Origin of the sequence: Aeromonas diversa CDC 2478-85 (assembly GCF_000819805.1) — a bacterium.
In the GTDB taxonomy this organism is placed as follows: domain Bacteria; phylum Pseudomonadota; class Gammaproteobacteria; order Enterobacterales; family Aeromonadaceae; genus Aeromonas; species Aeromonas diversa.
On sequence record NZ_CDCE01000034.1, the window covers coordinates 359,542 to 382,622 of the forward strand.

The 23,081-nt window shown below is 63.6% G+C and carries 25 protein-coding genes; 15 read left to right on the plus strand and 10 right to left on the minus strand.

All coding sequences use genetic code 11. The features are described 5' to 3' along the window. Positions 1 to 36 precede the first annotated feature (36 nt). Complete coding sequence (locus tag BN1121_RS15950; RefSeq protein WP_005362385.1) at positions 37 to 672, minus strand: tellurite resistance TerB family protein; 636 nt, start codon at positions 670 to 672, stop codon at positions 37 to 39. Positions 673 to 813: 141 nt separating this feature from the next. On the opposite strand from BN1121_RS15950, the gene BN1121_RS15955 reads away from it, so the two are divergent. The 5 genes from BN1121_RS15955 (at position 814) to BN1121_RS15970 (ending at position 4,196) form a co-directional block, all read left to right on the plus strand. Further along, positions 814 to 1,653 carry a DMT family transporter gene (locus BN1121_RS15955; protein WP_005362386.1) on the plus strand — a complete coding sequence of 280 codons (840 nt, stop codon included), beginning with the start codon at positions 814 to 816 and terminating at the stop codon, positions 1,651 to 1,653. After that, positions 1,650 to 1,949, plus strand: a complete 300-nt coding sequence (locus BN1121_RS15960; protein ID WP_005362387.1) for a hypothetical protein — start codon at positions 1,650 to 1,652, stop codon at positions 1,947 to 1,949. The genes BN1121_RS15955 and BN1121_RS15960 overlap by 4 nt, the downstream gene beginning before the upstream one ends. 9 nt (positions 1,950 to 1,958) lie before the next feature. Next, on the plus strand, positions 1,959 to 2,429 hold the full coding sequence (locus tag BN1121_RS15965; protein WP_005362388.1) for an acyl-CoA thioesterase: 471 nt from the start codon (positions 1,959 to 1,961) through the stop codon (positions 2,427 to 2,429). A 68-nt stretch (positions 2,430 to 2,497) separates the two neighbouring features. Continuing rightward, the gene (gene rsmS / locus BN1121_RS19550) at positions 2,498 to 2,653 is read left to right on the plus strand and encodes a pleiotropic regulatory protein RsmS (protein WP_005362391.1); all 156 of its coding nucleotides are present in this window, start codon (positions 2,498 to 2,500) and stop codon (positions 2,651 to 2,653) included. A gap of 52 nt (positions 2,654 to 2,705) precedes the next feature. Further along, positions 2,706 to 4,196, plus strand: a complete 1,491-nt coding sequence (locus BN1121_RS15970; protein WP_005362392.1) for an MltF family protein — start codon at positions 2,706 to 2,708, stop codon at positions 4,194 to 4,196. Positions 4,197 to 4,238: 42 nt separating this feature from the next. Here BN1121_RS15970 and fabV read toward each other — a convergent pair whose 3' ends face one another. Continuing rightward, positions 4,239 to 5,432, minus strand: coding sequence for an enoyl-ACP reductase FabV (gene fabV / locus BN1121_RS15975; protein WP_005362393.1), 1,194 nt, complete (start codon positions 5,430 to 5,432; stop codon positions 4,239 to 4,241). Between the two features lie 83 nt (positions 5,433 to 5,515). Then, positions 5,516 to 6,007 carry an ATP-dependent zinc protease family protein gene (locus BN1121_RS15980; RefSeq protein WP_043158246.1) on the minus strand — a complete coding sequence of 164 codons (492 nt, stop codon included), beginning with the start codon at positions 6,005 to 6,007 and terminating at the stop codon, positions 5,516 to 5,518. A 176-nt stretch (positions 6,008 to 6,183) separates the two neighbouring features. Here BN1121_RS15980 and BN1121_RS15985 point away from each other — a divergent pair, with 176 nt between their 5' ends. Beyond that, the gene (locus tag BN1121_RS15985; RefSeq protein WP_043598061.1) at positions 6,184 to 7,224 is read left to right on the plus strand and encodes a glycosyltransferase family 9 protein; all 1,041 of its coding nucleotides are present in this window, start codon (positions 6,184 to 6,186) and stop codon (positions 7,222 to 7,224) included. Here the strand turns inward: BN1121_RS15985 and BN1121_RS15990 are convergent. Next, the gene (locus tag BN1121_RS15990) at positions 7,217 to 8,110 is read right to left on the minus strand and encodes a DMT family transporter (RefSeq protein WP_043158243.1); all 894 of its coding nucleotides are present in this window, start codon (positions 8,108 to 8,110) and stop codon (positions 7,217 to 7,219) included. The two genes, BN1121_RS15985 and BN1121_RS15990, sit on opposite strands and share 8 nt — an antisense overlap. Positions 8,111 to 8,226: 116 nt before the next feature. On the opposite strand from BN1121_RS15990, the gene rsxA reads away from it, so the two are divergent. The 8 genes from rsxA to gloA are packed head-to-tail and all read left to right on the plus strand — an operon-like array spanning position 8,227 to position 15,516. Next, the gene (gene rsxA / locus BN1121_RS15995; RefSeq protein ID WP_005362397.1) at positions 8,227 to 8,808 is read left to right on the plus strand and encodes an electron transport complex subunit RsxA; all 582 of its coding nucleotides are present in this window, start codon (positions 8,227 to 8,229) and stop codon (positions 8,806 to 8,808) included. A 4-nt stretch (positions 8,809 to 8,812) separates the two neighbouring features. Continuing rightward, positions 8,813 to 9,370 carry an electron transport complex subunit RsxB gene (rsxB, locus tag BN1121_RS16000; protein WP_005362403.1) on the plus strand — a complete coding sequence of 186 codons (558 nt, stop codon included), beginning with the start codon at positions 8,813 to 8,815 and terminating at the stop codon, positions 9,368 to 9,370. A 2-nt stretch (positions 9,371 to 9,372) separates the two neighbouring features. Beyond that, on the plus strand, positions 9,373 to 12,048 hold the full coding sequence (rsxC, locus tag BN1121_RS16005; protein ID WP_043598063.1) for an electron transport complex subunit RsxC: 2,676 nt from the start codon (positions 9,373 to 9,375) through the stop codon (positions 12,046 to 12,048). Then, a complete protein-coding gene (gene rsxD / locus BN1121_RS16010; RefSeq protein WP_081606496.1) occupies positions 12,048 to 13,109 on the plus strand; it encodes an electron transport complex subunit RsxD in 1,062 nt (353 codons plus the stop codon). The genes rsxC and rsxD overlap by 1 nt, the downstream gene beginning before the upstream one ends. Further along, positions 13,106 to 13,741 carry an electron transport complex subunit RsxG gene (gene rsxG, locus BN1121_RS16015; RefSeq protein ID WP_005363930.1) on the plus strand — a complete coding sequence of 212 codons (636 nt, stop codon included), beginning with the start codon at positions 13,106 to 13,108 and terminating at the stop codon, positions 13,739 to 13,741. The genes rsxD and rsxG overlap by 4 nt, the downstream gene beginning before the upstream one ends. 2 nt (positions 13,742 to 13,743) lie before the next feature. Then, positions 13,744 to 14,448 carry an electron transport complex subunit E gene (locus BN1121_RS16020; protein WP_005363933.1) on the plus strand — a complete coding sequence of 235 codons (705 nt, stop codon included), beginning with the start codon at positions 13,744 to 13,746 and terminating at the stop codon, positions 14,446 to 14,448. A 9-nt stretch (positions 14,449 to 14,457) separates the two neighbouring features. Further along, entirely contained in the window at positions 14,458 to 15,099 is a 642-nt protein-coding gene (gene nth / locus BN1121_RS16025) for an endonuclease III (RefSeq protein WP_005363936.1), read from the plus strand. Positions 15,100 to 15,102: 3 nt separating this feature from the next. Then, positions 15,103 to 15,516, plus strand: coding sequence for a lactoylglutathione lyase (gene gloA / locus BN1121_RS16030; protein WP_005363939.1), 414 nt, complete (start codon positions 15,103 to 15,105; stop codon positions 15,514 to 15,516). An 87-nt stretch (positions 15,517 to 15,603) separates the two neighbouring features. Here the strand turns inward: gloA and BN1121_RS16035 are convergent, their stop codons facing one another. The 6 genes from BN1121_RS16035 to BN1121_RS16060 all read right to left on the minus strand — a co-directional run bounded on the left by BN1121_RS16035 (position 15,604) and on the right by BN1121_RS16060 (position 22,309). Then, complete coding sequence (locus tag BN1121_RS16035) at positions 15,604 to 15,939, minus strand: tRNA-binding protein (RefSeq protein ID WP_005363942.1); 336 nt, start codon at positions 15,937 to 15,939, stop codon at positions 15,604 to 15,606. 80 nt (positions 15,940 to 16,019) lie between these two features. Next, positions 16,020 to 16,712: an AraC family transcriptional regulator gene (locus tag BN1121_RS16040; RefSeq protein WP_043598066.1), complete on the minus strand. Its 693-nt coding sequence runs from the start codon at positions 16,710 to 16,712 to the stop codon at positions 16,020 to 16,022. Between the two features lie 105 nt (positions 16,713 to 16,817). Beyond that, positions 16,818 to 17,528, minus strand: coding sequence for a phosphate signaling complex protein PhoU (phoU, locus tag BN1121_RS16045; RefSeq protein WP_005363600.1), 711 nt, complete (start codon positions 17,526 to 17,528; stop codon positions 16,818 to 16,820). A 31-nt stretch (positions 17,529 to 17,559) separates the two neighbouring features. Beyond that, complete coding sequence (gene pstB, locus BN1121_RS16050; protein ID WP_005363598.1) at positions 17,560 to 18,378, minus strand: phosphate ABC transporter ATP-binding protein PstB; 819 nt, start codon at positions 18,376 to 18,378, stop codon at positions 17,560 to 17,562. A 26-nt stretch (positions 18,379 to 18,404) separates the two neighbouring features. Further along, entirely contained in the window at positions 18,405 to 20,054 is a 1,650-nt protein-coding gene (gene pstA, locus BN1121_RS16055) for a phosphate ABC transporter permease PstA (protein WP_005363596.1), read from the minus strand. A gap of 17 nt (positions 20,055 to 20,071) precedes the next feature. Then, positions 20,072 to 22,309, minus strand: coding sequence for an ABC transporter permease subunit (locus tag BN1121_RS16060; RefSeq protein ID WP_005363594.1), 2,238 nt, complete (start codon positions 22,307 to 22,309; stop codon positions 20,072 to 20,074). 317 nt (positions 22,310 to 22,626) lie between these two features. On the opposite strand from BN1121_RS16060, the gene BN1121_RS16065 reads away from it, so the two are divergent. Beyond that, positions 22,627 to 22,830 carry a hypothetical protein gene (locus BN1121_RS16065; protein WP_005363592.1) on the plus strand — a complete coding sequence of 68 codons (204 nt, stop codon included), beginning with the start codon at positions 22,627 to 22,629 and terminating at the stop codon, positions 22,828 to 22,830. The last annotated feature ends 251 nt before the right edge of the window (positions 22,831 to 23,081 follow it).

The window sequence follows — 23,081 nt, forward strand, 5'->3', positions numbered from 1 at the left end:
ACCCGCCACGGCGGGTCTTGTCTCATCCAGCAGCGCTCAGAGCGCCGCCACCTGCTCCTCGATGCGGCGCTTGAGGATCTCATCGAGGCGCAGGGCCCGTGCCAGCTCGTCGAGATAGCCGCGCTCCATGAAGTGATCCACCTCGATGGCGAGCAGGGAGGCGAAATAGACCTCGGTGGCCTGCTCCATGTCGCTCACCTCCCGCGCCAGGGCATGGGGGTCGAGGGGACGGGCCAGCTCCCGGTCGATGTAGCGGGCCGCGTCGCTCTGGCCGAGCTCGGTCAGGTGATCGGCAATCTTGCGCCGCTCCTGATCGTCGATGTGCCCGTCGGCGCGGGCGGCGGCAATCATGGCGCGCACCAGCAGTTCGGCGCGCCGATCCAGGGCCTGTCCCTCCAGGCTGGTGAGCGGTTGGGGCGCTGTGTGGCTGTCCGGCGCGCTCTGCTGCTGGGCCTGCCAATCCTTGTAGAGCTTGTAGGCGATACCGCCGAGGGCGGCCGCTCCCCCCACGGCCGCCACCTTGCCACCGTATTTACGCACCTTCTTGTTACCCAGCAGCAGTCCCAGCGCGCCACCGGCGAGGGCCCCCTGCACCTGCCCCTTGCGCTGGCTGCCCCCCTGCTCGAGCCACCCCTTGCCGCTGCCCAGCAGCTGATCGAGTATCTGCTTCATCTTTCTCTCCTCTACGGTTGCCGGTCATGCTGGAGCAGGGGGCGTGAATCAAATGTGAATAGGCGCCGGGGCGCCCTTGCCGGCCCGGCCGGCGTGGACGACTATTGTGTCAGTTCCCCGTCGTTGCCCCGAGGTCTCTCGATGTCCCTCCTGCGCCTGGCGCTGCTCACCGGCTCGACCCTGGTGGCGTTTGCCGCCAACTCCTTGCTGTGTCGTCTCGCCCTCACCCAGGCGGCCATGGATCCGGCACTTTTTACCCTGCTGCGCTTGGCCAGCGGCGCCCTGATGTTGGGCTGGCTGACCCGCACCCGGCCCCGCACCGGAGACTGGCGCGGCGGCCTGGCCCTGTTTGTCTACGCCGGCGCCTTCTCCTTTGCCTATCTCTCTCTCGGTGCCGGCAGCGGCGCCCTGATCCTGTTTGCCAGCGTGCAGATCACCATGCTGGCGCCCCCCCTGTGGCGCGGCGAGCGGCTGCCCACCGTGCAGTGGCTGGGCCTGGCCATGGCCATGGGAGGCCTCATCTGGTTGCTGCTGCCGGGACTGCGCTCCCCCGATCCCCTGGGGGCCGTGCTGATGGCCTGCGCCGGCATCGCCTGGGCCAGCTATACCCTGGCCGGCGGCCGGGCCGCTGACGCTCTGGCCGCCAACGCCGGCCACTTCTGGCGCGCCGCCCTGCTCGCCCTGCCCCTGATGCTGCTGCTCGGCCATGCCGCCTTCAGCCCCGGCGGGGTGCTGCTGGCCCTGCTCTCGGGCGCCATCGCCTCGGGACTCGGCTACGCCCTGTGGTACAGTGTCCTGCCGGATCTGGGGCGCACCCTGGCCGCGGCGTTGCAACTGCTGGTGCCGCCGCTGGCGGCGGTGGGCGGCATCCTCTGGCTCGGCGAGAGCTGGAGCCTGCGCCTGCTGCTCTCGGCGCTGGCGATCCTGGGCGGCATCGCCCTCATCATCGCGGGCAAGGCCCGCCAAGGAGCCCCCCGATGACACGACGCCTCTTCCTGCTGCTCTGCACCCTCACCGTACCGGTGGGCGCCGCCGTGGTGGATCGGGAGGCCGAACAGGCCCGCCTCGACGCGGCCTGCGCCAGCGCCCGGCAGCAGTTGATCGATGAGGGGCGCAGCCAGCGTGTGGCGCTCTGCGTCAAAGAGGGTAAGACCAACGCCCGGTGTGAGCGTGACTTCGCCAGCTTCGGCCAGCGTGAGGGCAACAAGCGCCCCGACTTTTCCAAGGTGCCCGCCTGCATGCAGGCAGAGCAGTATCGCAAGAGCTATCGACAATAAGGATGAAGGATGATCCCACCCAGAGAGTTGACCCTGCAGTTTCTGGCCGAGCCCTCGGATGTCAATTTCGGCGGCAAGGTGCACGGGGGCATGGTCATGAAGTGGATAGATCAGGCGGGCTACGCCTGCGCCGCCGGCTGGAGCGGTGGCTATGCGGTCACCGTCTACGTGGGGGGGATCCGCTTCATCCGCCCCATTCAGATCGGTGAGCTGGTGGAGGTGCACGCCCAGGTGATCCACACCGGCACCACCAGCATGCACCTGGCGGTGGACGTCTACAGCCGCCATCCCACCTCGACCGATCGCCACAAGGCGACGCACTGCATCATCATCTTCGTGGCCATGGACGAGCAGGGCAAGCCGCGCCAGGTGCCGGCCTGGACCCCGCAGACCGAACCCCAGCGCCAGCTCGAGCAGTACGCCCTGAAGCTGGTGGCCCTGCGTGAGGAGATCGACAAGGAGATGCGCCAGCATCTGTGACGCTGTGGGCGCTTGGGCTAGGCTCGGGCGCCCGCTATACTGCCCCTCTCCCCCACAGAGGTAATCCCATGTCCCTGGAGCAGGCCCCCAAGGAAGTGCAGCTCGCCGTCGATCTCATCGAGCTGCTCGAAAGCAACCAGATCCCGACCGAGCTGGCCCTCAAGGCCCTGGCCATCGTTCAGCGTGACTATGAACGCAAACGGGCAGAGGGTCGCCCCAGCTAGCCCCCCACCGCTTGGCTAGACTCACCACAGTCGCTCTGCGTTGGAGTCTGCCATGTGTTATCCCCTTGCCCGGGCCATCCGTCCCTGTCTGCTTCTGCTCTCACTGCTCACCCTCCCCTTGAGCGCGGCCGAGCCCGACGAGGCGCGCGAGCCGCTTCACCTCACCAGCGACGAGCTGCTCGCCCCTTGGCGCGGGGATCTTCCCGGCATGATAGAGCGGCGGGTGATCAGGGTGCTGACCACCTATAGCAAGACCTTCTATTTTATCGACAAGGGGCGCCAGAGAGGGGCAACCCATGACCGCCTGATGGAGTTCGAGCGCTATCTCAACCTCCAGCTGATGAAGGAAAAGCGCCTCAAGGGGCGCCACCTCAAGGTTCAGATCCACTTCATCCCCGTGGCCCGTGGCGAGATCTTCAAGGCCCTGCAGGAGGGTAAGGGGGACATCGCCGCCGCCAACCTGACCGTCACGGCAGCCAGGCAAACCCTGGCGGATTTCACCCTGCCCCTCTTCAAGGGGGTCAAGGAGCTGCTGGTCAGCGGCCCGGCCTCCCCCAAGGTCGCACACCTGGACGATCTCGCCGGCAAGGAGGTCTTTGTGCGCCGCTCTTCGAGTTACTACGAGAGCCTGCTGGCCCTGAACGAGCGCTTTGCCCGGGAAGGGCGCGCCGCCGTGATCCTGAAAGAAGCCCCCGACCCCCTGGAGGACGAAGACCTGATGGAGATGCTCAACGCGGGTCTCATCCCTCTCATCGTGGTCGACAGCCACAAGGCCCGCTTCTGGCAGCAGATCTATCCGGCCATTCGAGTCCACGAGGATATCGCCCTGCGCGAAGAGGGAGCGATCGCCTGGGCGGTGCGCAAAGACAGTCCGGCGCTGCTGGCGCTACTCAACGAGCACATCCGCCTGCACGGCCAGGGGAGCGTCATCAGCAACACCTTGCAGGCCCGTTATTTCAAGAGCACCCAATACGTCAAGAGCGCCGCCGCCGGGCGCGAGCGCCAGAAGTTTCTGGACATGATCAAGGTGTTTCAGGAATACGCGGGAAAGTACGACGTGGACTGGGTGCTGATGGCGGCCCAGGGCTATCAGGAGTCCCAGCTCAATCAGAACGCCCGCAGCAAGGTGGGGGCCATCGGCGTGATGCAGGTGATGCCCAGTACCGGCAAGGATCTCAAGGTGGGCGACATCCGCCGGCTCGACCCCAATATTCACGCCGGGGTCAAGTACATGCGCTGGATGATGGATCGCTACTATGGCGACGAGCCCATGACCCGTCTGGACAAGGCCCTCTTCTCGTTCGCCTCGTACAACGCGGGACCGGCACGCATCGCCAGACTACGCAAACTCACCGAGGAGCGGGGCTTTAACCCCAACGTCTGGTTTGGCAACGTGGAGCACATCGCCGCCGAGAAGATAGGCGCCGAGACGGTCACCTATGTGAGCAACATCTACAAGTACTACGTGGCCTACAAGCTCATCCTGGAGAAGATGGAGCACAAACGCCGGGTGACCGATGCCTTGGGCACTCAGCCTCAATGAAAGAAGAGGGGGCCATGTTGGCCCCCTCGTGCAGCAAGCGGATTACAGCTCGACCACGTCGAACCGCACGTCCGGATTCACGTCCGCGTCGTAATCCACCTCGTCCAGCCCGAAGCCGAACAGGCGCAGGAACTCCTGCTTGTAGCCGGCGTAGTCGGTCAGATCCGAGAGATTCTCGCTGGTGATGGACGGCCACAGGTCGCGGCAGGTCTGCTGCACGTCTTCGCGCAGCTCCCAGTCATCCATGCGGATGCGGGCCTGCTCGTCCAGCGCCAGATCGGCACCGTACAGACGGGTGCGCATCATGCGATCCACCTGCTCCATGCAGCCCTCGTGAATGCCCTTCTCCTTCATGATCTTGAAGGCCATGGAGATGTAGAGCGGCATCACCGGAATGGCGCTTGATGCCTGGGTCACCACGGATTTGAGCACGGCCACGTGGGCGGTGCCGCCCTTGGCAGCCAGATCGCCACGGATGGCGGCGGCGGCGCGGTCCAAGTCTTCCTTGGCGCGGCCCAGGGTGCCATGCCAGTAGATGGGCCAGGTCAGATCGGTACCGATGTAGGAGTAGGCCACGGACTTGGCGCCGTCGGCCAGCACGCCCGCATCGCGCAGGGCCGCCATCCACAGCTCCCAATCTTGACCGCCCATGACGGTGATGGTGTTCTGGATCTCTTCCTCGTTCGCCGGCTCGACGGTGGCGGTGATGATCTGATCCTTGTTGGTGTCGATGGCGGTGGTGGTGTAAACCTCGCCGATGGGTTTCAGGGCAGAGCGCACCACGTCACCGGTTTCCGGCATCTTGCGCACCGGCGAGGCCAGGGAGTAGACCACCAGGTCAATGTGCCCCAGATCCTCTTTGATGATCTCGATCACCTTGGCGCGGCATTCGTTGGAGAAGGCATCACCGTTGACACTTTTCGCGTACAGACCGGCTTCCTTGGCGGCCTTGTCAAAGGCGGCAGAGTTGTACCAGCCGGCGGTGCCCGGCTTGGACTCGGTACCGGCTTTTTCGAAGAAGACGCCCAGGGTGGCGGCGCCGGAGCCAAAGGCGGCGGCAATCCGCGAAGCCAGACCGTAACCGGTGGAGGCACCGATCACCAGCACCTTCTTGGGGCCGTTCTCGATGGCGCCCTTGGACTGGACGTGGGCGATCTGACGACGGACGTTGGCCTCACAACCGACCGGGTGGGTGGTGGTGCAGATAAAGCCGCGAACTTTGGGTTTGATAATCATACGAGTCTCTTATCCGTTTAATGGATGAAATCGGGGCATAAGATACCCCATTGTGTCGCGATTGGGTGCTCTGATGTGTTAACTCAAGGACACTCGGGGGCACGGGTATAGGTACGATTGGCGGCGACGGCAGCATCCATCTGCGCCAGGGTCTTGCGGCCGATCAGCACCGGATACGCCATCTTCTGGCGATCGTTGAGGGTAAATTCATCCTCGAGCAGGCGATCCCCGATACAGATGCTCATGTGCACGACGGGCCGGCTATCGCTCCCCCCGGCGCCACGGACGGTGACATAGCGCGTCACCTCCCGCTCGAGACGAACGGTGCGCGGCCCGCGTGTCCCCTCACCCCGCACCGTGAAGCTGACCCAGCGCGCTCCGCCGCGCACGAATTCCCGCAGACGACGGGCATCGAGTGAAGAGGTGTCGGCACCGGTATCGAGCTTGAGGTTCATCAAGAGCCCGGCAGGCTCTAGCCTTCCCCGCTCGGCCCAACCGTAGATCTGGGGCGCCCCGACGGCGCTGCCGCCGACGCAGAGTAACAAGGTCACTATCCACCCTTTCCAGAGGCTCATGGCACTCTCCTCACGTTGTTGGGGGCGCATCATAGCCGCACCAGACTATTCCTGCCATTCACCGCGGAGCAAGATCACAAAGCCTTCATACATCGAACATAACCTCTTGATTACTGAGATTTCGCTCATTAATTTGCTTGCATGCACCGCAAGGTGCCCCAAGAAGGAAGCCATCGATGTCAATGCTTAGGGATAAACTGCGCCGTTTTGACTCCTATCGGCGCCGCGCCACGCGGGGATGGGAGCGACGCCTGCTCGGCTGGGTCGCCCGCCGCAACCGCATCGCCCAACCCAATGCCGACGTGCGCCGCATTCTGGTCGTGCGCAGCACCAACCGGATCGGCAATGCCATCTTTCAACTCCCCTTTCTGCACGCCCTGCGAGACCGCTATCCGGATGCCACCATTGAACTGGTACAGAGCTCGGGCTTGATGACGCCCTTCATGGCGGAGCTCGCCATCGACCGTATCCATCTGGTCAATTTCCGCTGGGGTAAAATCATCGGCGCTCTGCGCACCCTGCTCTCGCTGCGCCAGACCCGGTTTGACCTTGTCTATACCCCCTTTCCTTCCAGTACGGACCACCTGATCACCGCCCTCATCAGGGCCGCAGACAAGCGGGGATTTAACGAAATGAACGGGGATGTGATATTCGATAATGGCATCACCCCCCTCGCAGACTGGCACTATGCCCACACGCCGCTGCAACTGCTCGGCATCACGACGCCGCCCGGTTACCTCGAGCACGCCCCCCGTCTCTGGAAGGAGGCGATGCCTGCCGTGCAAGAAGAGCAAGCGGTGCGGATTGGCTTTTTCACCGGCGCCCGCGATGGCAAGGGGCTGACCCACAAGCAGTGGCAGCATCTGCTGGCACGGGTGCGCAACCACATGCCCATGGCCCATCTCATCCACATTCAGGATCCCGCCCAGCCAGAGCCCAACCTGGGCGATGAAGTGGTCAGCCTGCAGAGTCTGGAGGCGCTGGCCCGTTTTACCGCCGGGCTGCACCTCTTTATCTGTGCCGACACGGGCCCTCTGCACCTAGCCGCCGCCAGCGGAGTCCGCTGTCTGGCGCTCTATACCCAGACCACGCCGCGCCGTTACGGATGCCTGGGCCCGGATCACTGCCATCAAGAGGTCAGGGATCGGGATGACATCCCGCTGGATCCGCACTGGTTAGCACAGCAGCGAGCATCCCCGCTACGGCAAGTCAGTTAACCGGTTCAGCCACCATCTTGCGCCGGCGCAGGGGCATCTGCCCCACGGCGATGCCAAACAACACGGTGAGACAGGCCATCCCCTGCAGGGGGGTGAGCCGCTCACCGAGCAGCAGATAGGCAAAGATCAGGGTAAAGACCGGCAGCAGGTTGACATAAGCCGCCGCCATCGTGACCTTCACCTGGGTCACCGCCCAGTTGTAGAGAAGATAAGCCCCCAGGGTGACACAGGCGCCGAGAAACAGGATCACGGCCAGATCGAAGGGGCGCCAGCTCGCAGGCCAGGGAGAGGAGAACGCAAAGGGGGCGAAGAAGAGAATGCCGACAAAGGCCTGCAGCGCCGTCAGAGGGAGCACCCCATAGCGGCTGGAGAGCTTTTTCAGCACCACCGAATAGGTGGCGGCGCAGAGCATGGCCAGCATCTCGAGGGCGTTACCCAGCAACGGATTGGGGGCATTCGCCGCCTGCTCGCCTCCCAGGCCCAGGGCCACCACACCGCAGATAGCTATCATGCAGCCAAGCAGCTGCCGGCGGGAGATACGCTCCCCGAGCAGCAGATAGGCGACCATGGCCACCAGCAGGGGGAGCAGGGCACACACCATGCCCGCCTGCCCGGCACTGGTATAGCGCAGGGCATTGACCTCGAGCAGGAAGTAGAGGCAGGGCTCGAGGGCACCCAGCAAGGCCAGCCAGCGCCAGTCCCCCGCCTGATAGCTGAAGCGCCACAGATGGCGCCACAGCAGCAACCAGCACAGTCCCGCCACCAGCATCCGCATGAAGAGCACCTGACCAAACTCCCACACACCGAGCACATGCTTGAGGGCAATAAAGGAGCTTCCCCACAGCAGCATCGCCAGCGTCAGGGCCAACATGGGCAGAAGACGCACATTTTCCTCCTTGAAAATAGGGATTTGCTGAATAACCCTGCCCGTGCAGAGTTGTTTAGCGAAGAGTTACATCAGATAATATCCGCCGCTTTTACTCCGAAAACGCTGATACCCTGATGACTGAATACCTACTCTTGTTGATTAGTACCGTGCTGGTCAACAACTATGTACTGGTCAAGTTTCTCGGCCTCTGCCCCTTCATGGGTGTGTCGAGCAAGCTCGAGACCGCTATCGGCATGGGGCTGGCGACCACCTTCGTCATCACCCTGGCCAGCGCCTGCGCCTACCTGGTCGAGCACTACATACTGCTGCCGCTGGGCATCGGTTACCTGCGCATTCTCGCCTTCATCCTGGTGATCGCCGTGGTGGTGCAATTTACCGAGATGGTGGTGCACAAATCGAGCCCGGCCCTCTATCGCCTGCTCGGGATCTTCCTGCCCCTTATCACCACCAACTGCGCCGTGCTCGCCGTGCCGCTGCTCAACGTCAACAGCCAGCACGACTTCTTCCAGAGCGTGCTCTACGGCTTTGGCGCCGCCCTGGGTTTCTCGCTGGTGCTGGTGCTCTTTGCCGCCATGCGCGAGCGACTGGTGGCCGCCGATGTGCCGGCCCCCTTCAAGGGGGTCTCCATCGCCATGATCACCGCCGGCCTGATGTCCCTGGCCTTCATGGGCTTTAGCGGCCTAATCAAGATGTAACCACATGATTCATATTATTTTTGTCATACTGGTCCTCACCTTGCTGGCGGTCGCCTTCGGGGTGATCCTGGGATTTGCCGCCGTGCACTTCCGGGTCGAGGCGGATCCCATCGTCGATCAGCTCGATGCCCTCTTGCCCCAGACCCAGTGTGGTCAGTGTGGCTATCCCGGGTGTAAGCCCTACGCCGAGGCCGTGGCCGGCGGCGATGCCATCAACAAGTGCGTCCCCGGCGGCGAGCCCACCATGCGCAAGATTGCCGACCTGATGGGGGTCGAGCCCCAGCCTCTCGGCGACGCTGGCTCTGCCGCGCCGGTGCGCAAGGTCGCCTTTATCCATGAAGATCAGTGCATCGGTTGCACCAAGTGCATCCAGGCCTGCCCGGTCGACGCCATCATAGGGGCCACCAAGGCGATGCACACCATACTCCAGGACGAATGCACCGGCTGTGACCTCTGTGTGGCCCCCTGCCCCACCGACTGTATCGAGATGGTGCCGGTGCCGACCACGGTCGACAACTGGAAGTGGGACCTGCAGTCGATCCCGGTCAAGGTGGTAGAGTAGTCATGCAACACGTCATCGAACGCATCAAGGCCGGCGCCATGTGGGATTTTCACGGCGGCATCCATCCGGCAGAGCATAAAGATCAGTCCAGTCACACCCCAATCCGCAACGCGGGCCTGCCCGAGGCACTCATCATTCCCCTGCGTCAGCACGCCGGCCCCGCCGGCGACCTGCTGGTCAAGGTGGGGGAACGGGTCTTGCGCGGACAGCCGCTCAGCAGCTGGCAGGGTGGCCGTACCGTGCCGGTCCACGCCCCCACCTCGGGCACCATCACCGCCATTGGCCCCCACACGGTCGCCCACCCCTCGGGGCTGGCCGATCTCTGCATCACCCTCACTCCGGATGGGGCCGATGAGTGGCACCCGCGCGACCCGCGCCCCGATTTCTGGAACCTGGAGCGCAGCGAGCTGCTTGGCCGCATCCAGCAGGCGGGGGTCGCCGGCCTCGGTGGCGCCGTCTTCCCGACCCACAGCAAGCTGGACGGGCGCGGCCAGCGCACCGAGATCCTCATCATCAACGGCATGGAGTGTGAGCCCTACATCACCACCGACGATCGCCTGATGCGCGACTACGCCGACGAGGTGATCGAGGGGATCCGGGTGCTGCGCCACCTGCTCAAGCCCAAGCTCTGCCTCATCGGCCTCGAGGATAACAAGCCCGAGGCAGCCGCGGCCCTGGAGGGGGCGATCGGCGAGCACGACGGTGACATCATGGTGCGGGTTACCCCCACCAAGTATCCCTCGGGCGGCGCCAAGCAGACCATCGAGATCCTCACCGGCCGCCAGGTCCCCAAGGGGGGACGAGCGGTCGACATCGGGATCATGGTGCTCAACGTGGCCACCGTGTTCGCCATCAAGCGCGCCATCGTCGACGGCGAGCCGCTCATCGAGCGCCTGGTCACCCTGACCGGCGAGCGTTTCAGCCAACCCGGCAACGTCTGGGTTCGCCTCGGCACACCGGTACGCTGGCTGCTGCGTCAATTTGACCTCAATCCCGAGCCCGGCCAGCGAGTCATCATGGGCGGCCCCATGATGGGCTTTACCCTGCCCCACGCCCAGGTGCCCGTGGTCAAGGCGACCAACTGCCTGCTGGCCCCGAGCCAGCGCGAGCTGCCGACACCGGGGGCCGAGCAGGCATGCATTCGCTGTAGCGCCTGCGCCGATGCCTGTCCGGCGAACCTGCTTCCTCAGGAGCTCTATTGGTACAGCCGCGCCAAGGAGTACGACAAGACCGAGCAGCTCAACCTCTTCGACTGCATCGAGTGCGGCGCCTGCGCCTGGGTCTGCCCGAGCGAAATCCCGTTGGTGCAGTACTACAAGATTGCCAAGGATGACATTCGCGAAACGCGCGCCGAGGCCGAGAAGGCAGAGCGCGCCAAAGCACGTTTCGAGGCCAAACAGGCGCGTTTCGAGCGGGAGAAAGCGGCGCGCGAAGCACGCCACGCCGAGGCAGCGGCCAACCGTCGTCAGGCCATGACCAGTGCCGCCGGTGGCGAAGACCCGGTGGCCGCCGCCCTGGCCAGGATCAAAGAGCGGAGCCAGGCCCCCACCACGGCGGGTGCCCTGGCCGATGGCAGCCCGGACAACAGTGCCGTGATTGCCGCTCGTGAGGCGAGAAAACGCGAGGCCGAGGCCCGCCGCGCCGCCAAGCAGGCAGAGCAGGCCCCAGCCGCTGTCGCGTCGAACCCGAGCGGCGAGGCTGGCGGCGATGACAGCCCCGAGGATCGCAAGAAGGCGGCCGTGGCTGCCGCCCTCGCCCGCGCCAAGGCCAAGAAGGCCGCGGCCGACTGCGCAGCATCGCTAGCGATAAGCGAGGCAGCCCCTGCCCCACAGCAAGACGAGCCTCAGGCCGACGATGCCGACGCTCGCAAGAAGGCGGCCGTGGCCGCCGCCCTCGCCCGCGCCAAGGCCAAGAAGGCCGCGGCCGACGGCGCAGCATCACTAGCGGCCAGCGAGGCAGCCCCTGCCCCACGGCAAGACGAGCCTCAGGCCGACGATGCCGACGCTCGCAAGAAGGCGGCCGTGGCCGCCGCCCTCGCCCGCGCCAAGGCCAAGAAGGCCACGGCCGACGGCGCAGCATCAGTAGCGGTAAGCGAGGCAGCCCCTGCCCCACAGCAAGACGAGCCTCAGGCCGACGATGCCGACGCTCGCAAGAAGGCGGCCGTGGCCGCCGCCCTCGCCCGAGCCAAGGCCAAGAAGGCCGCGGCGGACGGCGCAGCATCGGTAGCGGCAAGCGAGGCTGCTCCTGCGCCACGGCAAGACGAGCCTCAGGCCGACGATGCCGACGCTCGCAAGAAGGCCGCCGTGGCTGCCGCCATCGCTCGTGCCAAAGCCAAGAAGGCCGCGGCGGACGGCGCTGCATCGCTAGCGGCAAGCGAGGCAGCCCCTGCGCCACGGCAAGACGAGCCTCAGCACGACGATGCCGACGCTCGCAAGAAGGCCGCCGTGGCGGCCGCCATCGCCCGTGCCAAGGCCAAGAAGGCCGCGGCGGACGGCGCAGCATCGCTAGCGATAAGCGAGGCAGCCCCTGCGCCACGGCAAGACGAGCCTCAGCACGACGATGCCGACGCTCGCAAGAAGGCCGCCGTGGCCGCCGCCATCGCCCGAGCCAAGGCGAAAAAAGCCGCCGCCGAGGCTGAAAAAATCGAAATAACCGACTCCGACAAGGTGGGTGAGTGATGTTCAAGATTGCCGGTGCACCCTTCTCCCATAGTCGCAAGCAGACCTCGACCCTGATGGGGCTGGTGATGCTTGCCTGTCTACCCGGACTGCTCGCCCAGACCTGGTTCTTCGGCTGGGGAACCCTGATCCAGCTGATGCTGGCCATCGCCACGGCCCTGACGTGCGAGGCGCTGGTGCTGCGCCTGCGCCGCCGCCCCGTGCTCCCCGCGCTGTGGGACGGCAGCGCCGCCGTGACCGCCGTGCTGATCGGCCTGTCGCTGCCCCCCTTCGCCCCCTGGTGGCTGGTCGTGCTTGGCACCGCCTTTGCCATCGTGGTGGCCAAGCACCTCTATGGCGGCCTGGGTCAAAACCTGTTCAACCCGGCCATGGTCGCCTACGTGCTGCTGCTGGTCTCCTTCCCGGTGCAGATGACCAACTGGCTGCCCCCGCTGGGGGTGCGGGCCTATGAACTGGGCCTCTGGGATGCCCTCTCCACCATCTTCACCGGTCTGAGTCTCGACGGCTACAGCATGAGCCAGCTACGCCTCGGCATCGATGGCACCACCATGGCGACCCCGCTCGATACGCTCAAGACGGGGCTGACCCAGGGACTGACCACGGCGGAAATCATGCGCTCCCCCCTCTATGAGGGATGGGGTGGGGTCGGCTGGAGCTGGGTCAGCCTCGGCTATCTGTTAGGGGGCCTCTTCCTGTTGCAGCAGAAGGTGATTGCCTGGCGCATCCCGGTCGCCGTGCTTGGCGGCCTGCTCGCCTCCGCCGTTCTCGGCTGGCTCATCACCCCGGACGCGACCGCCACCCCCATGCTCCACCTCTTCAGTGGAGCAACCATGCTGGGCGCCTTCTTTATCGCCACCGATCCGGTGACCGCCAGCACCACACCACGGGGTCGCCTCATCTATGGGGCGCTGATCGGCCTGTTGGTCTATCTGATCCGCCGCTTCGGGGGCTATCCGGACGCCTTCGCCTTCGCCGTGCTGCTCGCCAACCTCTGCGTGCCGCTTATCGACAGCCTGACTCGCCCCGCCATCTATGGCCAGCGCAAGGGAATACGCAAATGATCCGCAGCATGAGCAAAAACGGCCTGATCCTGGGCGGCTTCGCCCTGGTCTGCACCGCCGTGGTGGCCCTGACCAACCAGCTGACCGCCGAACGTATCGAGCATCAACACCAGCAAGAGAAACTGAGCACCCTCTCGGCACTGCTGCCTGCCGGCACCTATGATAACGATCTGGTGGCAAGCTGCCGCCTGCTCACCAGCCGGGAGTTTCTCGGCAGTGCCAAGCCCATGCCCCTCTATGTGGCCAAACAGGGGCAGCAGATCTCGGGCTACGCCCTCGAGACGGTGGCCCCTGACGGCTACAGCGGGGCCATTCGCCTCATCGTGGGCTTCACCCCGGGTGGCCAGGTCACGGCGGTACGCACCCTGGCCCATAACGAGACCCCGGGGCTCGGCGACAAGATAGACCTGAAAAAATCGAACTGGATCGAAAGCTTTCGCGGTCGCGTGCTGACCCGGGAGAACGAGAGCCGCTGGGCGGTCAAGAAGGACGGGGGCGATTTCGACGCCTTTACCGGCGCCACCATCACACCAAGGGCCGTGGTCAAGGCGGTGAAACGGGTGCTGGAGCTCAATGCCCACCATCCCGATCTGCTCGAGACGGCCCCCCTGTGCAGTGAGAAGGGAGAGTAACCATGAAGGCCGAATTCAAGAGTCTGATGGCCGAGGGGCTGTGGAAGAATAACCCGGCGCTGGTGCAGGTGCTGGGTCTGTGCCCGACCCTTGCGGTCACCTCTACCCTCACCAACGCGCTCGGGTTGGGGCTCGCCACCATGGTGGTGCTGATGGGATCCAACCTCGCCGTCTCCCTGGTGCGCAACTATGTCCCCAAGGATATTCGCATCCCCGTCTATGTGCTGATCATCTCGGCCCTGGTCACCTGTGTGCAGCTGCTGATGAACGCCTATGCCTATGGCCTCTATCAGTCCCTCGGCATCTTCATCGCCCTCATCGTCACCAACTGCATCATCATTGGTCGCGCCGAGGCCTATGCGGTGAAAAACCCGCCGCTGCATGCCCTGCTCGATGGCGCTATGATGGGCCTGGGTTTTGCGCTGGTGCTCTGTGTGTTGGGGGCCATGCGCGAGATCATCGGCATGGGGACCCTGTTTGATGGTGCCGAGCAGCTGCTCGGCGGCTGGGCCAGCGCCCTCACCGTTCGGGTGCTCCCCACCAATGCGTCGCTGTTGATCGCCATCCTGCCGCCCGGCGGTTTCATCGGTCTGGGTCTGCTCATCGCCGCCAAGAACGCCATCAACGAGTGGCGAGGCAAGCAGAGCGCCCTCGAACAGGCCCACTGCGCCGTGCCCCCGGCGGGTGCACGCGCCACCGAGCTGTAAAGGAGCCTCATGAATAACGAAAAACGGCGCCAGATCCTCGAGCGGCTGCGGGAGCACAATCCCCACCCGACCACAGAGCTCAACTTCAACTCGCCCTTTGAGCTGCTCATCGCCGTGCTACTCTCGGCCCAGGCCACCGACGTCAGCGTCAACAAGGCCACCGACAAGCTCTATGCCGTCGCCAACACCCCCGCCGCTATGCTGGCGCTGGGGGTAGACGGGGTGAAGGAGTACATCAAGACCATAGGCCTGTTCAACACCAAGGCGGAAAACGTCATCAAGACCTGCGCCATCTTGCTCGAGCGCCACGGCGGCGAGGTGCCGGAAAATCGCGAGGCCCTCGAGGCCCTGCCCGGGGTGGGCCGCAAGACTGCCAACGTGGTGCTCAACACCGCCTTCGGCTGGCCCACCATCGCCGTCGACACCCACATCTTCCGCGTCTCGAATCGCACCGCCTTTGCCGTGGGCAAGAACGTGGATCTGGTGGAGGAGAAGCTGCTCAAGGTGGTTCCGGCCGAGTTCAAGCTCGACGTGCATCATTGGCTGATCCTGCACGGGCGCTATACCTGTCTGGCTCGCAAACCCCGCTGCGGCTCCTGTATTATTGAGGACCTGTGCGAATACAAAGAAAAAGTCTATCCGGAGGCATAATCCATGAGAATTCTGCATACCATGCTGCGCGTCGGTGATCTGCAACGCTCCATCGACTTCTACACCCGCGTGCTCGGCATGAAGCTGCTGCGCCAGAGCGAAAACAGCGAGTACAAGTACACCCTGGCTTTCGTCGGCTATGGCGACGAGAAGGACGAGGCCGTCATCGAACTCACCTACAACTGGGGCGTGAGCGAGTATGAGCTGGGTTCGGCCTACGGCCACATCGCCCTGGAGGCGGACGACATCTATGCCACCTGCGACGCCCTGCGCGCCGCCGGCGCCAAGATCACCCGCGAGCCGGGTCCGGTCAAGGGCGGCACCACCGTCATCGCCTTCGTCGAAGACCCGGACGGTTACAAGATTGAGCTGATCGCCAAGAAAGATGCCGGTCAGGGGCTCGGGCAGACCGCCTGACTCTCACCACAGGGGCGCCATCATGGCGCCCCTGCCATTACTGGCCCGCGAAATACGGCATAGGTTGTTCGTCCGTCATGAGCGACCTCAGCACAGGCGGGCCCCGTTTTCGACCGGTGACTTCGGCACCGCCAGCACCACCCCGTCGGGGCACCGAAAACCGGTGAGCAGAAACTCGGAGCGAAACGGCCCTATCTGCTTGATCGGAAAATTGACCACGGCGACGATCTGCTGCCCGAGCAGGTCGTCCTGAGTGTAGAGGTCGGTGACCTGGGCACTGCTCTTGCGAACCCCCAGCGCCGGGCCAAAATCGGCCCATACCTTGAACGCAGGGCGGCGCGCCTCGGGAAAGGGCTCGACCCTCACTATGGTCCCCACACACAACTGCACCTGTTCAAACGTCTCCCAACTGATGGGCTCCATGCTCTGCTCTCCTGATGGCAAAACGCCAGCATAGCGTGCCGCGCCACGCGCCGCGCCGGCGAGGCTGCACCCTTTGCCGGTCAGGCTGCGCTCTGTGCTGTGCGCCAACGAGAGGGAGTGGCGCCGTAGTGGGCGGCGAAGCGTTCGGCAAAGGCCGCCGGGTTGTCATAGCCGACACGCGCCGCCACCTCCCCCACCGGCAGGCGGCTGCCCAGCAGCAGCCGGGCCGCATGGGCCATGCGCCGCTCGGCCACATATTGCTGTGGACTCATACCAAGCTCGCGCCGGCAGAGTTGGCTAAAACGGCTCTGACCCAGGCAGGCCACTGCCGCCAGGTCCCCGGTGCTGAGGGACGCCGCCAGATGAGTCTCGATATGGCGCTGGACCCGGGCGATCCGCTCGCCAATGCCACGCCCCGTGGCCAGGAGCGACAGCCACAGCTCTCCGACGCCTGGCTGCGCCCGCCCCTCACACAAGGCCGTGTGCATGAAATGCAGGTAGGCGCGCTGGCTGGCATCGAGAGTCATAAACGGCCCTTCGAGCCCCTGGGGCAGCCAGCCGCTCTCCTGCACCACGAAGCCATGGCACGCATCGGCCGCGAAGTCGTGCCGCTCACCGGGCACAATGACGCACGCTTGCCCCGGTTGCAGACAGGTGCCGCATCCGGCCACCTCTATCTCGAGGGGACCGTCGACCGGCATCACCAGCTGGGCATAGTCGTGCTGGTGGGTGGTGACGTTGCGCTGATAGTGGCGCAGGGAGAGTGGCTGCATGGGCGTACCTGAAAAAAGCTGAAGGCCCAGTGTAGCGGCGCTGCCGGGCAGACTCCACGCATAAAAAAAGCGGGGCCCCGGGGGCCCCGCCGTATGCATCTCAGGTTACGGCTTGCTCACCAGGTTGGTGAACTCGTCACCCTTGGTGTGGCGCACGTCTTTGCCTTTGACGAAGTAGATGATGTACTCGCAGATGTGCTGGCAGCGATCCCCTACCCGCTCGATGGCGCGGGCTGCCCACAGGACGTTGAGCACCTGGGGTATGGTACGCGGATCTTCCATCATGTAGGTCATCAGCTCGCGGATCACCGACTCGTACTCTCTGTCGACCTTGTCATCTTCCTGATAGACGGTGACGGCCGCGTCGAGATCCATGCGGGCAAAGGCGTCGAGCACGTCGTGCAGCATCTTGATGGTGCGGCGGCCCATGTTTTCGAGCGACACCAGCGGTGGCTGCGGCTTGTTGGCGTTGTCGGTCAGCATGCGGGCGATCCGCTCGGCCACGTCACCGATCCGCTCGAGCTCGGCGATGGTCTTGATAATGGCCATCACCAGGCGCAGGTCGGAGGCGGTCGGTTGACGCTTGGCGATGATGCGAGTGCACTCCTCGTCGATGGCCACCTCCATGGCATTGACCTTGTGATCGCTGCCGACGATGCGGCGCGCCGCCTCCAGATCCTGATCGTGAATGGCTGCGATGGCGTCGGTCAGCTGCTGCTCGACCAGTCCCCCCATCACCAGCACCTGGTTGCGCACGTTCTCCAGCTCGGTGTTGAACTGGCCCGAGATATGTTTGCCGAGATTCATATTATCCATGTCGAAATCCTTAACCTGGCTCGATTATGCCTTAGCCATAGCGGCCGGTGATATAGTCCTCGGTCTTCTTCTTGGCCGGGGTGGTGAAGATGGTGTTGGTGTCGGCGTACTCGATGAGCTCGCCCATGTACATGAAGGCGGTCTGATCCGACACCCGTGCCGCCTGCTGCATGTTGTGGGTGACGATCACCACGGTGAACTGCTTCTTGAGCTCGTTGATGAGCTCTTCGATGGTGAGGGTCGAGATGGGGTCAAGCGCCGAGGTCGGCTCATCGAGCAGCAGCACTTCCGGCTCGATGGCGATGGCACGGGCGATCACCAAACGCTGCTGCTGACCACCGGAGAGACCAAACGCGTTCTCGTGCAGACGATCCTTCACCTCTTCCCACAGGGCGGCGCCGCGCAGGGAGCGCTCCACCGCGTCGTCCAGGGTGCGGCGATCGTTGATCCCCTGCAGGCGCAGGCCATAGACCACGTTCTCGTAAATGGACTTGGGGAAGGGGTTGGGTCGCTGGAACACCATGCCCACCCGGCGACGCAGGGCCGCCACGTCCACGCTCTTGTCATAGATGTTGTTGCCATGCAGCAGGATCTCCCCCTCGATGCGGCAGCTCTCCACCAGATCGTTCATCCGGTTGATGCAGCGCAGCAGGGTCGACTTGCCACAGCCGGACGGACCGATAAAGGCGGTCACCTGCCCCTTGGGGATCTTCATCTCGACGTTGTAGAGGGCCTGTTTGTTGCCGTAGTAGAGATCCAGCCCCTTCACCTCGAGCGCGGTCTGCTCGGGGGAGAGGTTGGCCAGATCCAGGGCCTGGGGCTGCTGCATGGTGGTGTTGACGTTAATCATGTTGACCTCGAATCGATGGGGCCGGATCAGTGATCCAGCGCCTTGAATTTTTCACGCAAGTGGTTACGAATGCCGATGGCGGTCAGGTTCAGACCCACGATCACGGTCACCAGCAAGAAGGAGGTGGCGTAAACCAAGGGGCGAGCCGCCTCCACGTTGGGGCTCTGGAAGCCCACGTCATAGATGTGGAAGCCCAGGTGCATGAACTTGCGCTCCACGTGCAAATAGGGGAAGTTGCCATCCATCGGCAACGTCGGCGCCAGCTTGACCACGCCGACCAGCATCAGGGGAGCCACCTCGCCCGCCGCGCGGGCGATAGCCAGGATGAGGCCGGTCATGATGGCCGGGCTCGCCATGGGCAGCACGATACGCCACAGGGTCTCGGCCTGGGTGGCGCCGAGCGCCAGGGAGCCGTGACGGATGGCACTCGGGATCCGGGCCAGCCCCTCCTCGGTGGAGACGATCACCACAGGCAGGGTCAGGATGGCGAGCGTCAGTGCCGACCAGATGACGCCGGGAGAGCCAAAGGTCGGACTCGGAAGAGCCTCTGGATAGAAGAGGCGGTCGATACTCCCCCCCAGGGTGTAGACGAAGAAGCCGAGACCAAACACGCCATACACGATCGAAGGTACACCGGCCAGGTTGATCACCGCGATGCGGATGAACCGGGTCATCACGTTCTTGCCAGCGTATTCGTGCAGATAAACCGCCGCCACCACCCCCAGAGGGGTGACGATGATGGCCATCAGGATCACCATGAAGACGGTGCCGAAGATGGCCGGGAAGACCCCGCCTTCGGTGTTGGCTTCGCGCGGCTCGCCACTGACGAACTTACCTATCTGGTGGAACCAGTAACCCACCTTGGTGAAGATCCCCATCTCGTTGGGCCAGGTCACGTCAAGCACCTTGGAAAGCGGTGTGGTGACCGACTCGCCGCGCATGTCGCGCACGGTCACGCTGTCACGACCGGCATCGGCGCGCAGGGCAAACAGTTCCTTCTCCAGCACCTGATACTCGGCCTGCAACCTGACCCGCTCGGCCTCGAGCTCGCTCTTGAACTCAGGGGTCAGATTCCCCTCCAGCTCGGCCTTGCGCTCCTTGAGGCGCATCTTCTCGAGTTGATAGTTGATGGCACCTATCTCCCCTTTTTGCAGGGAGTCGGCCTGGGCGTTGAGATCGACCGCACGAGCGATGGCTTGCTCCAGCGCCTCGCGCTGACTGCCGTCCACCTCTTGGCCATCGACCTTGAGCGAAACCACTGTGCCGTAGAAGTTACCGTTGGTGGTGCGCTCGAGCATGGCGAGATCCGCCGGCTGGGTACGGCTCAGGATATCGGTCTCGAGCACCCAGCGGAAATCGAGATCCACGAACTCACGGTTGCCGGTCTTGACCAGATAGCGGGTCAAGGATTCACGCTCTTCACCCGCCAGGGCCAGGCCGGCGGCACGCAGCCGCTCGACCGGTACCAGCTCTTCGTCGTAGAGCTCGCCGATGATGCTCTGCTGAGCACCGCTCTGATCCTGCACCTGCCACTGATAGATGGGGTGAGGCCAGAAGTAGATGAGACCACGCCAACCGATGAGGAGCAGGAGACCCAGCACGGCAATCAGGCTCATGCTGACGGTACCGGCTGTCATCCAGATCCAGGGTGTACCCGATTTAAACCACTTTCCCATTGCTTGATTCCTTGCTCTTACAGGGAGCTGTACTTTTCACGCAGGCGCTGACGAATGAACTCGGCGAGCGTGTTGAAGACAAAGGTGAAGACGAACAAGACGAAGGCCGCGAGGAACAGCACCCGGTAGTGGGAGCTGCCCACCTCGGACTCGGGCATCTCGACCGCGATGTTGGCCGCTAGGGTACGCAGCCCCTGGAACATGGAAAAGTCCATGATGGGGGTATTACCGGTGGCCATCAGCACTATCATGGTCTCGCCAACGGCGCGGCCAAGGCCCATCATCACCGCCGAGAAGATGCCCGGACTGGCGGTGAGGATCACCACCCGGCTCAAGGTCTGCCAGGGGGTGGCACCGAGGGCCAATGAGCCTTGTGTCAGGTGCTTGGGCACCGAGAACACGGCGTCTTCGGCGATGGAGAAGATTGTCGGAATCACCGCAAAGCCCATGGCGATACCGACAACCAGCGCATTACGCTGATCGAACTTCATCCCCATATCGTTGGTCAGCCAGATCCGGGTATCACCGTGGAAGAAGAGATTCTCGATGACCGGGCTCAGGGCAAACGCGCCCCAGCCGATCAACAGCAACACGGGGACGAGCAAAATAGCCTGCCACCCTTCCGGCACCCACAGACGCAGCCGCTCCGGCAGATAGTGCCAGGCCAGCGCCGAGGCCAGCATGCCCGCCGGCAACAACACCAGCAGCAGCACGATCCCGGGCAGATGATCTTCAACCAGCGGAGCGAGCCAGAGCCCGGCTAGGAAGCCTAGGATCACGGTGGGGAGAGCGGCCATGATCTCTACCGTGGGCTTGACCACCTTACGCAGCCCCGCCGACATGAAGTAGGCGGTGTAGATGGCACCGGCTACGCCGAGCGGTACCGCGAACAGCATGGCGTAGAGCGAGGCCTTGAGTGTACCGAACGCGAGCGGCACCAGGCTCAGCTTGGGCTCGAAGTCGTTGCTGGCCGAGGTGGATTGCCACACAAACTGGGGCTCGGGATAGCCTTCATACCAGACCTCTTGCCAGAGGGCGGACCAGGTCACCTCGGGGTGTTCGTTTTCTACGGTGAAGACACGAACCTCGTTCCCCTTCTCAACCATCAGCAGGTTGTTGCGCGGCGAGAGCGCGACCCCGTTAAGCTCCGTCGTCTCCATCTTCTCGCTCAGCAGGCGCGTCTCGCCCGTGGTATGGAAGATATCGACCGTGCCCTTGTCGGTGGTCGCGGCGAACCCCTTGCGATGCGTCTCCATGGCCATGTCGTTGACCGGCCCGGCCGCAGCAAAATCACGGATATGGGCGAACTCGCGCTGACCATCACGGGCCACCTCGAACCACTGGGAGATGACGCCATTGTCATTGGCCACGAGCAGGGATGATGCCCCCGAAAGCAGAGCCACCTTGGTCACCATGCCGCCCTTGGCATTGACTTCCAGCACATTACGCAGGGTGATCTCAGCGGGATTGCGGATGTCATAGACAGATAACCGGTTGCCATCGCGCAGGAAGAGATAGCGCTGGTTGGGGGTCATCAACATCTGATCTACGTTGCGCGGCAGGGCCGGGATGGTGTAGTTACTGTTGCCCCACTCGGTCTCGCCGGTCAGGAAGTTCTGCTCTCCGGAGAGCACCGACATGACACCACGGCCATCCTCGGTAAGGGCAGCCACCACCACCTTGCTGCTGTTCGCCTCAAACGCAACCTTAGTCAGCGCCTTGCGCTCGGGGTCGACCACCATGGGCTCTTCACCAAACGGGTACTTGAGCTCCGGTGCGATCACTCGGGTATCGTTGGGATAGCTGACGGCGAAGGCTGGACGCAGCGGAAGCACTCGACCATCCTGCAGACCGTAGACGATCACCTCTTCGTCCCCGTGGGAGCGGGTCACACTGGAGATAGGCAGCTCAATCTGCTGCTGAGAGATAATCTGTCCCCCCTTGAAGCCGTTCTTGCCCTGAAGAGCAAAGAAACTGACCTGCCCCCCATCGCCAAAACGAAAACCTATCTCGTTCTGCTCTTCGCTACCTAACCAGACTGTTTTTCCCTTGGCAGGCAGTGAGATAGCACCTGAAGCCTCCATCGAGGCTCCGTGGAAAATGGGCTTCACCACATAGAGGAGATAAAAGAAGATGAGCAGCAGCGCCACCAGGACCAGGGATCCCCCTACGGTGACGCTGTACTTTGCCAGTTTGTCCTTGACCCGGCGTTTTCTGCTGCCCGCCATGGCCAGGGCGATTGTTTCCGATGACATGCAAGACCTCGAGAAGGGTTAGCTTGCGCGAAATTATATGGCCGTTAGATGACACTAATGTTACACCCCCTACCCGAGCCAAGGGATAGCAGGGCCCATCGAATGCACTCTGCGCTACGCCGGATTAGGATGTATACCTATGGTCAGGCTGCTCCCTGTGTCATCAAAAAGCGCAGCGTCTCAGCGCCGACGGAAGAGGAAAGAGCTCTTACCAGAATAAATGTGCACTAAAAATGATTAACATCAATACCCGTTCACGTCATCTTCATAAAGTGAACCTATGATTCTCAGGCAACCTCGATGCAAGGAGCGCAGCGATGAAATGGACCCTGACCGAGATCGGTAATGCCAGCCAGTTTCATGAGTACCTCGCCATCTTGGGCATAGATGCGTCATTCGAGCCGCACGGGCAAGGGTGGGAGTATCATCGCCGCAATGAGTTGGTGGCCAGGGTGCTGATTGATCCTGAGGGGAACCATCGCTACTACCTGAGTGCCCGACATCTCTGTCAGCATCACTGATGTATGCCGTCGCATCATTCATTATGCGACGTCGGCACATGCAACAGCCCGGTCATTTGGCCGGGCTTCTCATTTCTCGGCGCCACCGTCGCTTCAGACAACGCTAACCGCAAAAAGGCCTTCCCGTCTGGGAAGGCCTTCGAAATGAGTAGCGAAGCGGCAGCCGCGGGGGAGGCTGACGTGGTGGGCGCAGCCAGACCTCCTTCCGCAGGCCGGCGACACCACTGCGCCATGACTGCTGAGCATAAAGA

Excerpts from the sequence above, each read along its gene's own strand:
- BN1121_RS15950 (WP_005362385.1), bottom strand. The coding sequence starts at position 672 with ATGAAGCAGATACTCGATCAGCTGCTGGGCAGCGGCAAGGGGTGGCTC.
- BN1121_RS15955 (WP_005362386.1), top strand. The coding sequence starts at position 814 with ATGTCCCTCCTGCGCCTGGCGCTGCTCACCGGCTCGACCCTGGTGGCG.
- BN1121_RS15960 (WP_005362387.1), top strand. The coding sequence starts at position 1,650 with ATGACACGACGCCTCTTCCTGCTGCTCTGCACCCTCACCGTACCGGTG.
- BN1121_RS15965 (WP_005362388.1), top strand. The coding sequence starts at position 1,959 with ATGATCCCACCCAGAGAGTTGACCCTGCAGTTTCTGGCCGAGCCCTCG.
- rsmS (WP_005362391.1), top strand. The coding sequence starts at position 2,498 with ATGTCCCTGGAGCAGGCCCCCAAGGAAGTGCAGCTCGCCGTCGATCTC.
- BN1121_RS15970 (WP_005362392.1), top strand. The coding sequence starts at position 2,706 with ATGTGTTATCCCCTTGCCCGGGCCATCCGTCCCTGTCTGCTTCTGCTC.
- fabV (WP_005362393.1), bottom strand. The coding sequence starts at position 5,432 with ATGATTATCAAACCCAAAGTTCGCGGCTTTATCTGCACCACCACCCAC.
- BN1121_RS15980 (WP_043158246.1), bottom strand. The coding sequence starts at position 6,007 with ATGAGCCTCTGGAAAGGGTGGATAGTGACCTTGTTACTCTGCGTCGGC.
- BN1121_RS15985 (WP_043598061.1), top strand. The coding sequence starts at position 6,184 with ATGTCAATGCTTAGGGATAAACTGCGCCGTTTTGACTCCTATCGGCGC.
- rsxA (WP_005362397.1), top strand. The coding sequence starts at position 8,227 with ATGACTGAATACCTACTCTTGTTGATTAGTACCGTGCTGGTCAACAAC.
- rsxB (WP_005362403.1), top strand. The coding sequence starts at position 8,813 with ATGATTCATATTATTTTTGTCATACTGGTCCTCACCTTGCTGGCGGTC.
- rsxC (WP_043598063.1), top strand. The coding sequence starts at position 9,373 with ATGCAACACGTCATCGAACGCATCAAGGCCGGCGCCATGTGGGATTTT.
- rsxD (WP_081606496.1), top strand. The coding sequence starts at position 12,048 with ATGTTCAAGATTGCCGGTGCACCCTTCTCCCATAGTCGCAAGCAGACC.
- rsxG (WP_005363930.1), top strand. The coding sequence starts at position 13,106 with ATGATCCGCAGCATGAGCAAAAACGGCCTGATCCTGGGCGGCTTCGCC.
- BN1121_RS16020 (WP_005363933.1), top strand. The coding sequence starts at position 13,744 with ATGAAGGCCGAATTCAAGAGTCTGATGGCCGAGGGGCTGTGGAAGAAT.
- nth (WP_005363936.1), top strand. The coding sequence starts at position 14,458 with ATGAATAACGAAAAACGGCGCCAGATCCTCGAGCGGCTGCGGGAGCAC.
- gloA (WP_005363939.1), top strand. The coding sequence starts at position 15,103 with ATGAGAATTCTGCATACCATGCTGCGCGTCGGTGATCTGCAACGCTCC.
- BN1121_RS16035 (WP_005363942.1), bottom strand. The coding sequence starts at position 15,939 with ATGGAGCCCATCAGTTGGGAGACGTTTGAACAGGTGCAGTTGTGTGTG.
- BN1121_RS16040 (WP_043598066.1), bottom strand. The coding sequence starts at position 16,712 with ATGCAGCCACTCTCCCTGCGCCACTATCAGCGCAACGTCACCACCCAC.
- phoU (WP_005363600.1), bottom strand. The coding sequence starts at position 17,528 with ATGGATAATATGAATCTCGGCAAACATATCTCGGGCCAGTTCAACACC.
- pstB (WP_005363598.1), bottom strand. The coding sequence starts at position 18,378 with ATGATTAACGTCAACACCACCATGCAGCAGCCCCAGGCCCTGGATCTG.
- pstA (WP_005363596.1), bottom strand. The coding sequence starts at position 20,054 with ATGGGAAAGTGGTTTAAATCGGGTACACCCTGGATCTGGATGACAGCC.
- BN1121_RS16060 (WP_005363594.1), bottom strand. The coding sequence starts at position 22,309 with ATGTCATCGGAAACAATCGCCCTGGCCATGGCGGGCAGCAGAAAACGC.
- BN1121_RS16065 (WP_005363592.1), top strand. The coding sequence starts at position 22,627 with ATGAAATGGACCCTGACCGAGATCGGTAATGCCAGCCAGTTTCATGAG.